The sequence below is a fragment of the Rhizobium arsenicireducens genome, from assembly GCF_964021225.1.
In genome coordinates this window covers 1,400,159-1,415,029 of the sequence record NZ_CAXHYK020000001.1, presented here as the reverse complement: position 1 = coordinate 1,415,029, position 14,871 = coordinate 1,400,159, and the positions used below count along the sequence as shown (strand labels likewise).

The window sequence follows — 14,871 nt, the reverse complement described above, 5'->3', positions numbered from 1 at the left end:
CTGTCATTGACTGATGGCCGAACATTCACGCGCAAGCTCGAGTATTCGCGCATCCTGATCCGGCAAGATTGCGCCAGACTGGAGTGGGGCGAGAAGCGACTGCTGCTGCAACCGATCGAGCGTGCAGGCACAGAAGCGATTGCAGAGCGGCGCTTCCGATCCTTCGGCCAGGCAGGCGGCTTCACAGCTCGCCAGATAAGCCTCTATAGGATCCTTTGTTTGTGGCGGCGCTATGATCGAGATCAGGAAAACCACAGCTATCGACACCGGCTGGTGCAGAAGGTAAACAAGAAGGCTGTTGCGCCCGGCCAGCCTGAGCCAGCCTGAACCGGATGGCAGTCTGGCTAGCCACGCGAGCCAGCCGCGGGCCATCGCGATCCGTGCTGCGGCGATGCCGATCAGCAACGCCCCGCCCCAGGGCAGCAGAGGGACGTAGTCGTTCGAGCGTGGCAGGTGTTGCGACAGTCCGACGAAAAGCAGCGCTGGTGTATCGAAGAACTCGGACCGATAAAAGGATGGCAGGCCAATCGCAACAGCGGCGACCAGAATGATCAGCAGCGGCGGCAGGCGGAGGAACGCAAGGCCGATCAGGCTTCCGGCAGCAATTGCATGCAGGATGCCGAAAAAGATCATGCCCTCCGGCAAGGCGACTGCGGTGGCGACGGTGATGGCAAGGGCCGCGGCGGTGATCACCGCCAGCCGCTTGGCGAAGGACCTTGCCTTGATAACCGGGTAATGTGCCAGCACCAGGCTGAAACCGGCGAGGAAGAGGAAGCTGGAGGCGATCGCGCGGGCATAGATCTTGAGCCAGCCATGGGTCGCCGTGCCCGGTTCCAGATAGCCGAAGAACTCGAAATCCCAGGTGAAGTGATAGGTCGCCATGGCGATGAGGGCGAGGCCCCGCGCCGCGTCGAGCGCTTCGATCCGCCAGGGTGCCGCCGCTGGCGTCTCGCTCTTTTCAGAATCAGCAGCCACGCGCCTTCCTTCCGTCTACCTGCCCGTATCGTCCTGGATATCTGCCAGACCGTCCAAAGGTGTCCGTTTCATGGCGATCACGAGGGGGATTCGATGAGCGCGAGGCGGGCCTCGGAGAAGAACTGCCGGCGCAAGAGAACGATGAAGACGGTAAGCGAGGTCGCCATGAAGAGATAGGGGCTCGCGAACCAACCGAGATAGCCGATCGACATGAACAATGCGCGCAAGCCCGCGTTGAAATGGCTGGCGGCGATGATGTTCATGCGGATTGCAAGTTCGGCGGCACGCTCGGCGCTTTGCGGGTCTCGGCGCGTTTCGTCGGCCATTGGCAGGGCGCCGAACAGAATCGTGCAGTAGTTGAACAATCGATAGGACCAGCTGAACTTGAAGAAGGAGTAACCGAATATCGCCGTCAGGATAAAGACCTTGAGCTCGAAGGTCGTGCGTCCTCCCTGCACGACGAAGGGCAGGTCCTTTAGCACCGTGTCCACCTGCTCCGTCTGGCCGAGAAGGGCAAAGCACCCGCCGATCGCCAGGATGGAGGTCGAGGCGAAGAAAGCCGTTCCGTTCTGCAGGCCCGACAGGATCTGTGTATCGATCATCTTCAGGTCGCGGCTGAGCGAATTCATGATCCATTGCCGCCGACGCTCGGCCATGGCCTGGGTCAGGCTGGTGCGGGCGAAAATACGGCCCTGACCGGTGATCCAGGCGAAGGCAAACCAGAGCAGGCCGAACAGGAAAAGCGCGGAATAGTCGAGAATCGTCATGGCGGCTCCGAAGCAGAGGGCGCGCTTTTTATGCGGACTTGGGCCGTTCTCCACAAGCGAATTAACCAGGTCGCAAGACCTTGGTCTAAAACGGGGCAAGGGAGGTTCAACGGCGCCAGTTGCTAAGCCATTGAAGTTTATAAAATGTATGCACTCCGCGCATGGCTGTCACGCAAGGGACGCCTTGCTTTGGCCGTTTTTGCAGTTGCGAAGCCGACCGATTTTTAATAAATCGTTTCGCACGAAAGCGGTCGGGGGACGGCTTTCTGCCAACAACGTTCAAAACGGAGTCTTCATGGAAGACAGCATCCAAAAATCCTGCTGGGGCGTTACAATTCGTGCTCTGGTGGGATTTGCTGGCATTTTGTGCCTGGCTTATCTCTTTGGCAGTATCTGATCCGAAATCACGAATGACGGTTTCAGGCAGCGTGGGTCTCAAGACCCGCGCTGTTGTCGTTTTGAGCCCCGTTCATGTCGCGCCGATGAAAAAGGATGTCGGTTCGCCGCCGCATTCGCTAAGCATGTTGAACTAGCGTGAGGCAAATCAGCCTGGAGGCGGTGCAGCGACATGTTTCTTTCGGTTTTCGATGTGTTCAAGATCGGGGTAGGCCCTTCGCTTCCCATACGATGGGGCCGATGACAGCGGCTAACCGGTTTCTCGACCTGATTGCGTCCGACAGCTGGCCGCGGCCGCAGGGCGCCCAGGTCGCGGCGCTGAAAGCCAGCCTGCACGGATCGCTCGCCTATACCGGCATCGGCCACGGAACGGGCAGGGCGGTGATCATCGGCCTGACCGGCGAGGCCCCGGACAGGATCGATCCGGACCGCATGGATGCCATCGTCGCCGAGGTTGAACGAACCCATCGCGTCGCGCCGCCCGGCCACCCGGCTTACCATTTCAATCCCGCCGAAGACCTGGTGTTCGACAAGAAGGTCCCGCTGTCGGGTCATGCCAATGGCATGCGGCTCTCCGCCCTCGACAAGGACAGGCGGGTGCTGCTGACCACCATCTACTATTCGATCGGCGGCGGCTTCGTCGTAACCGACACCGAGCTTCTTGCTCTGCATAAGGCCAGGAAGGCAACGTCCAGCAACAAGGTGCCCTATCCCTTCGCCTCGGCGAAGGAGATGCTCGACATGGCGCGCCGCTCCGGCCTGACGATCGCCCAGATGAAGCGAGCGAACGAGGAGGCGGTCATGGACCGCGAGGCGCTGAATGCCGGCCTCGATCGCATATGGGATGCGATGAGCGGCTGCATCGACCGCGGCCTTAAGCAGGACGGACGCCTGCCGGGCGGCTTGAACGTGCGCCGCCGCGCCCGCTCCATCCACGACCAGTTGCAGGAGGAGTGGCGCTCCAACCGGCAGAACCCGCTACTCGCCAATGACTGGCTCTCGGTCTACGCCATGGCGGTCAACGAGGAGAACGCCGCCGGCGGTCGCGTCGTCACCGCGCCGACCAACGGGGCTGCCGGCGTCGTGCCGGCGACCATCCGCTATTACCTGCATTTCCATCCCGACGCCGACCAGGACGGCATCCGCGACTACCTGCTGACCGCCGCCGCGATCGGCGGCATCATCAAGCATAATGCCTCGATCTCCGGCGCCGAAGTCGGCTGCCAGGGCGAGGTGGGCTCGGCCTCGGCCATGGCGGCCGCGGGTCTGGCGGCCGTGATGGGCGGTAGCCCGGAGCAGATCGAGAATGCCGCCGAAATCGCCCTGGAACACCATCTCGGCATGACCTGCGACCCGGTCGCCGGTCTCGTCCAGGTGCCCTGCATCGAGCGCAATGCGCTGGGCGCCGTCAAGGCCGTGACCGCCGCCTCGCTGGCGTTGAAGGGCGATGGCCAGCATTTCGTGCCGCTCGACGCCTGCATCGAGACCATGCGGCAGACCGGCAATGACATGAGCGAGAAGTACAAGGAGACCTCGCTCGGCGGCCTGGCCGTCAACGTGGTGGAATGCTGACGGCGAATGTTGACGGCGCCAGTCGGCGGGCCGCTTTGCCCTTGACGCCGGCGGTGAGCGGACTATCACCGCCGCCATGACACTGCACATGATCAAGCTCTGCGTCGGCGCCGACAGCCTCGACGATCTTCGCGAATGGGTGGCCGAGCGCGCTCTGGTCGCGGTTGCGGCCGGCCTCGAACCGCAGTCGAGCCATGTGACGCGCATGGTGCCGAAGCGTATGGACGAACTGCTCGACGGCGGATCGCTCTACTGGGTCATCAAGGGCCAGGTCGCCGCGCGCCAGACGCTGCTCGACATCAAGACCTTCACCGGCGCGGACGGGATCACCCGCTGCGAACTGGTGCTCGGCCCCGAAGTGATCGAAACCGCGCCGGCGCCTCGCCGCCCGTTTCAGGGCTGGCGCTACCTCGAGCCGGACGCCGCCCCGAGAGACCTGAACGCCTCGGGCGCCAATCTCGAGGACATGCCCGAAGACTTGAAGCGCGAATTGGCTGAGCTCGGGCTGCTGTGAGCGCTCCTGCCGTGCGTCCGCACCAATCCTCGATCATCAAACAACCGGCCCGGCAAAAGCCGACACCCTTGCGGACGGCGCCTCACGAGGCTATCTGACGCCGCATGACGATAGCACCGCTCTTAAGCCCGGGGACGAAGATCTTCGCGGTCGCCCCGATGATCGACTGGACGGACCGGCATTGCCGGTTCTTCCATCGGCGCTTGAGTAGCCGTGCGCTGCTCTACACTGAAATGGTGGTGGCCGATGCGATCATTCACGGGCATCGCGACCGCCTCTTGGGCTTCTCGCCGGAGGAGCATCCGGTGGCATTGCAGCTCGGCGGGTCGGATCCGGGAAAGCTTTCCGAGGCGGTGCGGATTGCGGCGGATTACGGCTATGACGAGATCAACCTCAATGTCGGCTGCCCGTCCGACCGGGTGCAGTCGGGAACCTTCGGCGCCTGCCTGATGCGCGAGCCGGAGACGGTGGCGGCCTGTGTCGCGGCGATGACGAAGGTGGCGAGCGTGCCGGTGACGGTCAAGTGCCGGATCGGGGTGGACGACCAGGCGCCGGAGGCGGTGCTGCCGGATTTCCTCGCCCGCATGGTGGCCGCCGGCGCCGATGCGATCTGGATCCATGCGCGCAAGGCCTGGCTGCAGGGGCTGTCGCCGAAGGAGAACCGCGACATCCCGCCGCTCGACTACGATCTCGTCTACCGGATGAAACGGGAGAACCCAAAGGTCTTCCTCGGCATCAACGGCGGCATCGACACGCTCGACAGGGCGGTTGGGCATCTCGAGGTGATGGACGGTGTCATGCTCGGCCGGGCCAGCTATCACAATGCCACGCTTTTGACCGAGGTGGATGAAAAAATCTATGGCGAACCGGCCAGGGCGCCCGACTGGGACGCGGTGCGCGATACGATGATCGCCTATGCCGATCGCGTCATGGGCTCTGGCGGGCGGCTGAACCATGTCACCCGCCACATGATCGGCCTGTTCCAGGGCTTTGCCGGCGCGCGGCGCTATCGGCAGATCCTGTCGGACGCCACCAAACCGGCGGCCGGGCCGGAGATCATCGCCGAGGCCTTTGCCGCCGTCGACATTGCCGGCGGGCCGAAGGTCATGCCCGAAACGCGACAGCCAAGCGCAATCTAGAGCCTGCTGAAGCGCGTTCCAGTCTCTCACGCCTTGCCCCTGCGGGGGCTTTTTTCGACCCATCAGCCGAATTTGCATCCCCTAGCGTCAAGCAATTCCGCCAAGGGTAGGCGCCCAGCCGAGCGCCGAATGCAGAACGGCGCCCCGAGGGACGCCGTTCAAAAAGATCATCGCCGGGTGGCGAACAGGCTCAGAAAGCCTGGATGTTGACGGCCTTCGGGCCCTTGCCCATGCGGTCCGGCTCGGTGTCGAACGACACTTCCTGGCCGTCGCGGAGCGTCTGGATGCCCGAAGCCTGGAGAGCGGAGATGTGGACGAATACGTCCTTCGCGCCGCCTTCCGGGGTGATGAAGCCGAAGCCCTTGTCCTGGTTGAAGAATTTTACGGTGCCCTTGGTGGCCATGGGAGAGTTCCTTTGTCCCTTTTGTCTGGTTTTCCCCACGCCCGGCGAGCCGGAAGGGGGGGCGGCATGCCCTTCAGTGTGACGGGCTAGTCGGAGTGGCGATATCGGGGAAAGAACGTCTACCAGCGGGAGAAAGCCCCCAGGACCGCAGGGCGGTCGTCTTAGTCGGTCCAGTCTCCGGGATCATTGGTTGCCCGAACGCGATTTTTTTAAGGGCTTTTTCCACAGTTGGCAAGGGAGAAAATGTGGGCGCTGCCGTGGCAGTTGTGAGGCAAGCACCTGAATCCATTAAGATTTGAGGGGTGCTCGGGCGCCGCGGCCGGCGGCGGCGCGCGGCTGCGGCCATGCGCGCGGGACAGCACCCACGTTTGCCGCCCGCCGGGCGGAGGCTTCCCTCGCCATTCTTTGGACAAGCGGCCTTGCGACTTGAAGCGGGCGCCCGGACGCTTTACCAGACATGCGGGGGCCAATGAAGACATGCCGAGGATGCCTGCGCCGTGATCGATCCCTATCAACAGCTCGAACTGGAGCGCGACGCCGACGAGGCGGCGGTCAAGGCCGCCTACCGCAAGATGGCCAAGAGCGCCCATCCCGACGCCGGCGGCGATCTCGACCGCTTCGCCGCGCTCACCGCGTCCTACGAGCTGCTGAAGGACCCGGTGCGCCGCAAGGTCTATGACGACACCGGCTACGACCCGCAACTGGCCGACGCCACCGACCTCAAGGGCCTGATGATGCTGGAGACGCTGGTCAACGAGATGATCCTCGACGAGCGCGCGCCCGGCAGCTTCGATCCGGTGGCCGGCCTGCGCCGCAAGCTGACCGACGATCTCCTCAAGGCCCGCTTCCATATTCTCGAACTCGAGCGCCACCGCACACGGGTGCGCCAGCACGCCGACCGCATCGGCCGGCGGCCGGAAAACGACGTGCTCGGCTCCATGCTGCGCGCCCGCATCCAGTCGATCACCGACGCCATCCGCGCCGCCGAAACCCAGATCGCCGCGATCGAGCGGGCCTATGCCATGCTCGAGGGCTATTCCTACGAGCTGGAGGCGGTCGCGCCGCCCAAGGCCGAGGCCGAGGCGGCGGAATAGGGGCCGGCCGGGACGGCGCATCGTTCCGATCATGCGCTCTCACAGTGTCCAGGGCAGACCCTTGAGCATTTCGCGCGGCACGCCGGCAACCACGGCGCGATAGGCCTTGAGCGCGTCGCCCTCCAGAAGCGCCGGCAGTTTGTCGCGCCGGCGCCGGATCCACCGGCGGACCACCGGCCGGTTGTCCGGATCATCGCACAGCACGGTGGCGACGATCTCGAGGGCGGCATCCTGCAGCTCGCGGGTCTCCGGATCGGGCGAGGGGTGGGGTTCGGCGTCCAGCAGCAGGATGATGAGCGCCGCCCGCACCCGCGTATAGAGCGCTTCGAAGCCGGCCCGCTCCGTTTCCGTCAACTGGTGGACGCACCAGGGACGGAAGGGGGCCGTGTCGGGGTCGACATAGCGGCAGGCGCCGCTGCGCCAGCAGGCGCGGACCGGGCAGGCGCGCACCGGCACGCCGAGCAGTTCCGCCGTGCGCGCCATCAGCGGCTCCCGGATGTCATCGTCGATCTCGGGGACTTTGGGGTCCGGCAGTTCGACGGCATCGTTCATGGCTTCTCTCCCTTGCCCGGCCTTGCCGGCTCCCGCCGTCCGGCGGCCCCTCGTTGCGCGCCCTCAGCCAAGGGCACGGGTTTTCGCCGGCCGGGCCTCTCGCCCTCCGGTTTCTCCGGTCTTCTTCATTCTCCCGGCGAGCCGGGACGGACGGGGCGCTGTCAGCTGCCTCGTAAGATTAGTTTATATGGCACCTTCCAGCGCCCCGTTCGGCGGTTTTTGCCCCGCGACTTCGATCTCTCTGCGGCGCCGGCCCTTGCCGGGGATTTTTCAGGCAGGCCCGGTTTTCACCGGCGGACGCCCGCACACCCTCGACAACCCGGTCTTACCACCATGCCACGCCACACAGGCGCTCCCGGCGCGCTGTCAGGGCCGGCAAGGGTTTGGGCTGTCCAAAGCCTTCACCCTTGCCCCCACGTCGCCAGGGGGAGACCATTTTCCGCGGACCCCGAAGGACCGGGCCTGCGATCGCCCGAACCCCTCAGCGCCGATCCCACCTCGCCGGGCACGCACACCCGGTGTATCCGAGGGCGGGACGGGGGCTAGTGTAAGCGCGGGGGATGAGGGCGGGGAAATGGCGGGGGGCGGGGTGTTGATTTTGTTGGGGGAATTGGGAAGTTTTTCCCTTTCTTTTCCGCGATAGCCCACAATCTGCCTGGCCATGAAATGACTACTATCTTGCACTTACATCGCGTGTGATTTTGAAAGCACTCACTGCGATTTGCCATAGAACTCGGCCAACACCTTTTGAGCGTTTTTTCTGACTGCTTCAGGACTGTTCGTTAGTCCGGATTTTATCAGCGCAGAAACCGATTTATTCTTGATGTCTAGTAAAGCAATATTTGTTTCATCGACAAGCTTGGCCCACTGAGCCGCCGGTTTGCTATCGTGAAGCTTAATAAGCACCTGTGTGTCCGTAGGTAGTACTTGGTTAAGGTAATACTGCCACCGGTCCGCAGTGAAGCGGTCAACAATTTTCTTGGCTTCTGCGGCCGCAGCCCATGAAACCCCATAGCGGTTACCGAGAATAATAGAAAGCAACGCAGTAGCGCATGCGGGGAAAGCTGGAGTTGGAATAGTCGTTCCAAGTTTAGCTAGATTTTTAACCGGAGCGTGTTCGTTGTAGAAATTATTCATTCCCTCATGCGCGCGCATTACTTCATCTGCGGCTTTGATGAAAGTGTCACTTCGGAGATTTTCTGGTACAAAGTCGAAACCTCTTACTTTTAGTAGGACGCTTTTCAGTCCGCTGACCGACGTCTTTTTTCCGTCCGAGTAAACCTCAGCGTATGTATGACCGATCTGCCATTTTTCCGGATCGCGCAAGGTACTCCATATGGAGGGCACTATGGTGTTGGTGTTAGCCAACACATGTTCGAGCTGTGCTCCTGTCTTTTTCTTCGTACCATTCATCAGAACACTTATCGTGAGCTTCAAAAAGAAATAAGGCGACGATCTAAGCATTTCGATCTTGGGGTCGTCCTTATCGATGGTTGCACCTTCGAGGGCGCTCCTAAATTCAACGAACTTCTTGGCGACCTCCACTTTTGGACGCCCGAGCACCCCTTTCACGCACGCTTTGAGGGCAGCCAGTGCCTCTGAATGATCAATCTCTTCGTTAGCCGCTTCCGTCATGTCCAGTTTGGAAAAATGCGTCACGATCTCATATGTATGTCGAAGTCGCATCGCATCTGTTGATGATACCACACCCAGTTCTTCCGCAAGACGAAGCGCATCGCGCGTCGTAAGGACGTCCTCGATATCATCGTCTTCGTTGACGTCGGTGCGCCCCAGCATCTCTCCAATGAGGCCTATGCCGACTGTAGAAAGCTCTTTCCGCAGGGCAGTTACCGTCTTGCCCCAGAGGAAATTGATTCCCATCTCATAGAATTCGGAGTCAAATGCGGCAACGATCTGTTTGCGATCTCTCGGGCCGAGTTGAGGGGCGTAGGTGACAATTTCGGCAGGCAGCTTCGCTGACGACGGCAGAATCTGCCCACTATCCGGCTGCCACAGCGCTAACTTGCTTTCCATGCTCATATTCCCTGAAACTCTGTCCAACCGTCTTGCGATTGCATGAACGCTGCGGACAGTCCATTCCCTACTCTTGATGCAAGCGTCTTGAAAGCTCGCCGACGTGCGCCTCCAACGACTGCGTTTTTTTTGGGAATGCTTGTAAAGCAGTTGTAACCTAACAGCGCGCCGCAGTTATTAAATAGCACAATCCCGTCTGAGGCGAACATGCCCTTTACCAAGTCAGATTTAGTGTTCAAGTACGGCTCGCTTGAATCGTCATCCCACATCTGCGCAATCAGCCTAACGAAATTGATTGGATGAGTAAGGATAACTCCATCAGCGGCAAGGAAGTTTGGAGTTTTTGTGCTGCTGGACACAGCCACAAGTGAGCCGTGTGACGCCTGAAGAGAAGAAGATAAAATTTTAAAAAGATAACTTGTTAGCGCTTCTTTTGTGTCGTCTGGTGCATTTCTTGCTATGGCCTGAATGAGACTATCGAGATGCTTTAGCGGTGGATCGCTCCCTTCCTCACGATTGTTGAGGAAGATATAGTGAGATTTCTTGAAGTTAGATTTTAGCTCTATGCACTCTTCTGCGATTTGAAAGAGCTTTATAAGAACGAGGTCCGGAGAGCCTTCGCTCATAAGGACACTATCTACTGGAACCGCAATAGACCGTGTTGAGCCCCTGAATAATCCGAATTCGATCGCCCCTGGCCGTATCTCGCTGATGTAAATGAGCCAAGTTTCACTAGCTAGGGGCGCACACCTTTTTAGAGCTTGTTTGATTCCGCTGGAGCTTGTATCGGCAGCCCCAATTGTGATTTTCTCTCCATCTGGCAACATAGACATTGCCTTATCAATGTCATTAGTCAAATACACTTGTGGAGATAGTCTCACGCCCTCTTCTTTGTAGTGGGCCAGCAGAACGATCAATTCTGCAAGGTGAATCACCGGATTCACTATGGCTAATTTACTAACAGCGCAGAAATCGCTGACGGCGCCCACCAAGTGGGTGCGGAATGTTATGTTCTGCACCGGTCTACCTCTTTCAAGATTACCAATTTATCTTGGAATATAACACCTCTAAGTAGTTATCAAGCTGTTGAAAAACAAGGAACGTCAACGTCCCTGTCGCCCCGTCCTGCCCTTGGTGCGGCCCTTTCCCTTTTGGTCGGTCGGGTGATCGTGAGGGCCGGTGCGGGTTTGGTGGCGCCACCTCTCCCCTTGTGGGAGAGGTTACAAAATCAACAGGTTAGCCGAAGGCTAAGGGTTAGATTTTGTTGGTGAGGGGGTGTGCCTGCAAAACGAAAGACCCCCTCACCAAGTTCGCCTCGCCAATCGGCTTCGCCTCTTGGGGCGAACTATGCTCTCCCTCGTTGGGGAGAGGAGGCTGCCGCGTCAGGTCTTACTTGACCGGCTTCAGCGAGTTGATGATCGCCACCAGGTCGGTGGCGTGTTTTTCCTGTTCGCCCTTGGTGCCCCAGTAGGTGATGACCAGCAGCTTTTCCGGGTTGGGCTGGACGATCGACATGCCGATCGACACCGGGCCGTCCTTGTCGGTGCCGTCCCAATCGAGATTGACCATGTCCATGCCGTTCAGCTTGTCGGTCGACTGCTTGAGGCTGGCCGCATCGACGGTGACGCCGTTCTCGGTGAGGAAGTCGGCGGCGTCGTCGATGACGGCGTCGGTGGTCTTGGCGTCGGCGACGTCGATGAAGAAGTAGATCGCCTCGTCCGGCGAGGTGACCTCGGCGCCGGTGTCGGTTTCGTCCAGCGTCCAGCTGTCCGGCACGGTGATCGAGGCGATCGGCGAGTCGGACGGGAAGGACAGTTCGCCGGCCTTTGCGGCGGTGGTCAGGAGAAGGGCGGCGAAGGCCGCGGTGGCGAGGGTTTTCATGGGCGTGCTCCTTGGGCGGGCCGGATTGTTGCGGGCGCCACCATAGCCGATGAGCGTGAACGGCGCGTGGCCCGGCGCGGGCGAAGCGGCGGGATTTTGCCGCTTGGACCGAAAAAGGTCCGGGTGGGCAAGGGGCGGGGCAGGGCCGTGGGGCCGGGTCGGATGCGGCGAGGGCCTTGCCCCCCAATGCTCCCCATAAGGGGGAGGGTGCCCGTCCTGCCCGGCGGCCGAAACCCACCTCTCCCCTTGTGGGAGAGGTTACAAAATCAACGGCTTAGCCGAAGGTTCAGTGTTGGATTTTGTTGGTGAGGGGTGATCGCCGAGGTTCGGTCTTGCCCCCTCACTTGGAATTTCTAGCACTTAGCTTTGCTAAGGTGCTGAAATTCCATTCTCCCCCACCGAGGGGGAGAAGGTCAGCGTCCCGGCCGGCCGGTCTTGCCCTTGGTGCGGGTCTTGCGTTTCTGGTCGCCCGGATCCTCGTAGGAGCCGGCGCCGGGTCTGGCGCGGATGATCGGGCGGGGGTCGTCGGCGGCGGGCCGGGAGACACCCCCCTCTGTCGCCTTCGGCGACATCTCCCCCTCAAGGGGGGAGATCGGACCGCGGTCGGGCTCGATCTTCGGCTTCTGCGGCAGTTTGCCGGGCACCGGCTTTTCGGTGCGGCCCACCGTCATTTCGTCGAGGCTGTTCTGGCGGAACAGGCTTCTGGATGCCGGCGTCGGCATGTCGGTCCCCGGGCCCATGTCGTCGAGCGTCGGCTTGGCGAAGTAGGAGGGCGAAGCACTGTCACTCTCCCCTTGAGGGGGGAGGTGGCTATCCCGCGGCCGGCCGGTCTTGGAGCGGCCGGAGAGCGAGATGCGGGGTTCGCCGCCGCGTTCCAGTTGCCGTGCCTCGTCCTTGGCCATCGGGTCGTCCATGGCGGCGAGTTCGACGGCCTTGAGGCGCTTGATCTCGTCGCGCAGCCGCGCGGCGGCCTCGAAGTCGAGGTCGGCGGCGGCGTCGCGCATCTGTTTTTCCAGCGCGTTGAGATGGGCCTGGAGGTTGGCCCCGACCAGATGGCCGTCATCGGCAAAGCCCTTGCCGGCGACGCCGGAAATGTCGGCGCGGACATGGTCGCGCTCGTAGACCGAGTCGAGAATGTCGGAGATATGCGCCTTGACCGATTCCGGCGTGATGCCGTGCTCGATATTGTAGGCCGTCTGCTTTTCGCGGCGGCGCGAGGTCTCGTCCATGGCGCGCTGCATCGAGCCGGTGATCCGGTCGGCATAGAGGATGACCTTGCCGTCGACGTTTCGGGCGGCGCGGCCGATGGTCTGAATAAGGGACGTCTCCGAGCGCAAAAAGCCTTCCTTGTCGGCGTCGAGGATGGCGACGAAGCCACATTCCGGAATGTCGAGGCCCTCGCGCAGAAGGTTGATGCCGACCAGCACGTCGAAGGCGCCGAGCCGCAGGTCGCGGATGATCTCGATGCGCTCCAGCGTGTCGATGTCCGAGTGCATGTAGCGCACGCGGACACCCTGTTCGTGGAGGTATTCGGTGAGGTCCTCGGCCATGCGCTTGGTGAGCACGGTGACCAGCGTGCGGTAGCCGGCAAGCGCCGTCTCGCGGATCTCGCCGAGCACGTCGTCGACCTGGGACTTGGCCGGGCGCACCTCGACCGGCGGGTCGATCAGGCCGGTCGGGCGGATGACCTGTTCGGCAAACACGCCACCGGCCTGTTCCATCTCCCAATTGCCGGGCGTGGCCGAGACCGCGACCGTCTGCGGCCGCATGGCGTCCCATTCCTCGAAGCGAAGCGGGCGGTTGTCGAGGCAGGACGGCAGGCGGAAGCCGTATTCGGCCAGCGTCGCCTTGCGGCGGAAGTCGCCGCGATACATGCCGCCGATCTGCGAGACGGAAACGTGGCTCTCGTCGATGAACAGAAGCGCATTGTCGGGGATATATTCGAACAGCGTCGGCGGCGGCTCGCCGGGGCGGCGGCCGGTCAGATAGCGCGAATAGTTCTCGATGCCGGCGCAGGAGCCGGTCGCTTCCAGCATCTCGATGTCGTAGCGGGTGCGCTGTTCCAGCCGCTGCGCTTCGAGCAGGCGGCCGCCCTTTTCCAGCTCGGCGAGGCGAACCTTCAGTTCGTCCTTGATCGACTTGATCGCGCCGTTCAGCGTCGGGCGCGGCGTGACATAGTGCGAATTGGCGTAGATCTTCACCGACTTCATCTCGCCGGTCTTGTGGCCGGTCAGGGGATCGAACTCGGTGATGGCGTCGATCTCGTCGCCGAACATGGAGATGCGCCAGGCGGCATCCTCAAGGTGGGCCGGGAAGATCTCGATGGTGTCGCCGCGCACCCGGAAGGAACCGCGGACGAAATTGATGTCCTGCCGCTTGTATTGCTGGGCGACGAGGTCGGCGAGCAATTGCCGCTGGTCGAGCCGGTCGCCGACATTCATCTCGAAGGTCATGGCGGTATAGGTCTCGACCGAGCCGATACCGTAGATGCAGGAGACCGAGGCGACGATGATGCAGTCGTCGCGCTCGAGGATGGCGCGGGTGGCGGCGTGGCGCATGCGGTCGATCTGTTCGTTGATCGACGATTCCTTCTCGATGAAGGTGTCGGAGCGCGGCACATAGGCTTCCGGCTGGTAGTAGTCGTAATAGGAGACGAAATATTCCACCGCATTGTCGGGGAAGAAGTTCTTGAACTCCGAATAGAGCTGGGCGGCGAGCGTCTTGTTGGGCGCGAGGATGACGGCCGGGCGCTGGGTCGCCTCGATCACCTTGGCCATGGTGAAGGTCTTGCCCGAACCGGTGACGCCGAGCAGGACCTGGGTGCGGTCGTCATTGGCCAGGCCCTCGACGAGGTCCTTGATGGCGGTCGGCTGGTCGCCGGCGGGCTGGTAGTCGGAGACCATGCGGATCGGGATGCCGCCCTCGGACTTGTCCGGCCGGGCCGGGCGGTGCGGCGTCCAGATCTTGCCGTCCTTGAACAGCGGATTGCCGCTTTCGATCAGCGAGGACAGCGCCTCGACGGTGGCGGTGACGGCGCCGGGCGCGAGCGTGCCGGCGTCCTCGAGGCTGACGTCCATGCCGGCGACGGGATTGAGGCCGGCGGCCGCCCGGGTCTTCGGATCCGACGAGACACCCATCGAGGTGCCGCGCGAGGATTTCGCCATGGCCACCTTTTCGCTGTGCTTGCGCGCCTCGATCTCGATCTTCTTGCGATGCTTGCCGGCCTTGGAGGCGAGCTCCCGCTGGCTCTCGACGGTCGACGCCTCGGCCTCGGCCTCGAGCTGCTTGACCCAGTCGGAGACACTGCCGGACAATTCGTTCGCCGGGACTGGCCGATCCTTCTCGCTTCTCTCGAAGGGCGTCCCGGACAGGGGCGCGCCATCGAACGGTGCCTGGGGCGCCTCCGCGAAACCGGAGGGGGCGGAACGATCTCCAGCGGGCGCTTGTCCTTGCCGTTCTTCGCCCGGACGGACGGCGGGATTCTTCGGTGATTTGGCCATGCGGCGAATATGGAGAATCCCGCCTGCAAAGAAAAGGGGGCGGC

Annotated in this window: 11 protein-coding genes and 1 pseudogene; 4 read left to right on the top strand and 8 right to left on the bottom strand. The window is 62.1% G+C overall.

Annotation, left to right across the window (positions count from 1 at the left end; genetic code table 11):
- Positions 1-3: 3 nt before the first annotated feature.
- Together ACWPVA_RS06680 and ACWPVA_RS06675 are read right to left on the bottom strand one after the other, a co-directional pair.
- Positions 4-975 carry a DUF1624 domain-containing protein gene (locus ACWPVA_RS06680; RefSeq protein ID WP_454286940.1) on the bottom strand — a complete coding sequence of 324 codons (972 nt, stop codon included), beginning with the start codon at positions 973-975 and terminating at the stop codon, positions 4-6.
- Positions 976-1,052: 77 nt separating this feature from the next.
- Positions 1,053-1,742 carry a DUF599 domain-containing protein gene (locus ACWPVA_RS06675; RefSeq protein ID WP_454286939.1) on the bottom strand — a complete coding sequence of 230 codons (690 nt, stop codon included), beginning with the start codon at positions 1,740-1,742 and terminating at the stop codon, positions 1,053-1,055.
- Between the two features lie 568 nt (positions 1,743-2,310).
- On the opposite strand from ACWPVA_RS06675, the pseudogene ACWPVA_RS06670 reads away from it, so the two are divergent.
- From ACWPVA_RS06670 to dusA, 3 genes and pseudogenes are all read left to right on the top strand, one after another.
- Positions 2,311-3,710 (top strand): annotated as a pseudogene (locus ACWPVA_RS06670) (L-serine ammonia-lyase).
- A gap of 76 nt (positions 3,711-3,786) precedes the next feature.
- The gene (locus ACWPVA_RS06665; RefSeq protein ID WP_454286938.1) at positions 3,787-4,224 is read left to right on the top strand and encodes a DUF1489 family protein; all 438 of its coding nucleotides are present in this window, start codon (positions 3,787-3,789) and stop codon (positions 4,222-4,224) included.
- 104 nt (positions 4,225-4,328) lie between these two features.
- The gene (gene dusA / locus ACWPVA_RS06660) at positions 4,329-5,363 is read left to right on the top strand and encodes a tRNA dihydrouridine(20/20a) synthase DusA (RefSeq protein WP_454286937.1); all 1,035 of its coding nucleotides are present in this window, start codon (positions 4,329-4,331) and stop codon (positions 5,361-5,363) included.
- 190 nt (positions 5,364-5,553) lie between these two features.
- On the opposite strand, the gene ACWPVA_RS06655 is transcribed toward dusA, so the two are convergent.
- Positions 5,554-5,766: a cold-shock protein gene (locus tag ACWPVA_RS06655; RefSeq protein ID WP_147178214.1), complete on the bottom strand. Its 213-nt coding sequence runs from the start codon at positions 5,764-5,766 to the stop codon at positions 5,554-5,556.
- A 497-nt stretch (positions 5,767-6,263) separates the two neighbouring features.
- On the opposite strand from ACWPVA_RS06655, the gene ACWPVA_RS06650 reads away from it, so the two are divergent.
- Positions 6,264-6,860: a DnaJ domain-containing protein gene (locus ACWPVA_RS06650; RefSeq protein ID WP_454286936.1), complete on the top strand. Its 597-nt coding sequence runs from the start codon at positions 6,264-6,266 to the stop codon at positions 6,858-6,860.
- A 39-nt stretch (positions 6,861-6,899) separates the two neighbouring features.
- On the opposite strand, the gene ACWPVA_RS06645 is transcribed toward ACWPVA_RS06650, so the two are convergent.
- From ACWPVA_RS06645 to uvrB, 5 genes are all read right to left on the bottom strand, one after another.
- Positions 6,900-7,412 carry a hypothetical protein gene (locus ACWPVA_RS06645; protein WP_454286935.1) on the bottom strand — a complete coding sequence of 171 codons (513 nt, stop codon included), beginning with the start codon at positions 7,410-7,412 and terminating at the stop codon, positions 6,900-6,902.
- A 711-nt stretch (positions 7,413-8,123) separates the two neighbouring features.
- Positions 8,124-9,446 carry a hypothetical protein gene (locus tag ACWPVA_RS06640; RefSeq protein WP_454286934.1) on the bottom strand — a complete coding sequence of 441 codons (1,323 nt, stop codon included), beginning with the start codon at positions 9,444-9,446 and terminating at the stop codon, positions 8,124-8,126.
- Between the two features lie 2 nt (positions 9,447-9,448).
- Positions 9,449-10,465, bottom strand: coding sequence for a hypothetical protein (locus tag ACWPVA_RS06635; protein ID WP_454286933.1), 1,017 nt, complete (start codon positions 10,463-10,465; stop codon positions 9,449-9,451).
- Between the two features lie 370 nt (positions 10,466-10,835).
- Entirely contained in the window at positions 10,836-11,327 is a 492-nt protein-coding gene (locus ACWPVA_RS06630; RefSeq protein WP_454286932.1) for a histidine kinase, read from the bottom strand.
- A 413-nt stretch (positions 11,328-11,740) separates the two neighbouring features.
- Positions 11,741-14,827, bottom strand: a complete 3,087-nt coding sequence (gene uvrB, locus ACWPVA_RS06625) for an excinuclease ABC subunit UvrB (RefSeq protein ID WP_454286931.1) — start codon at positions 14,825-14,827, stop codon at positions 11,741-11,743.
- Positions 14,828-14,871 lie beyond the last annotated feature (44 nt).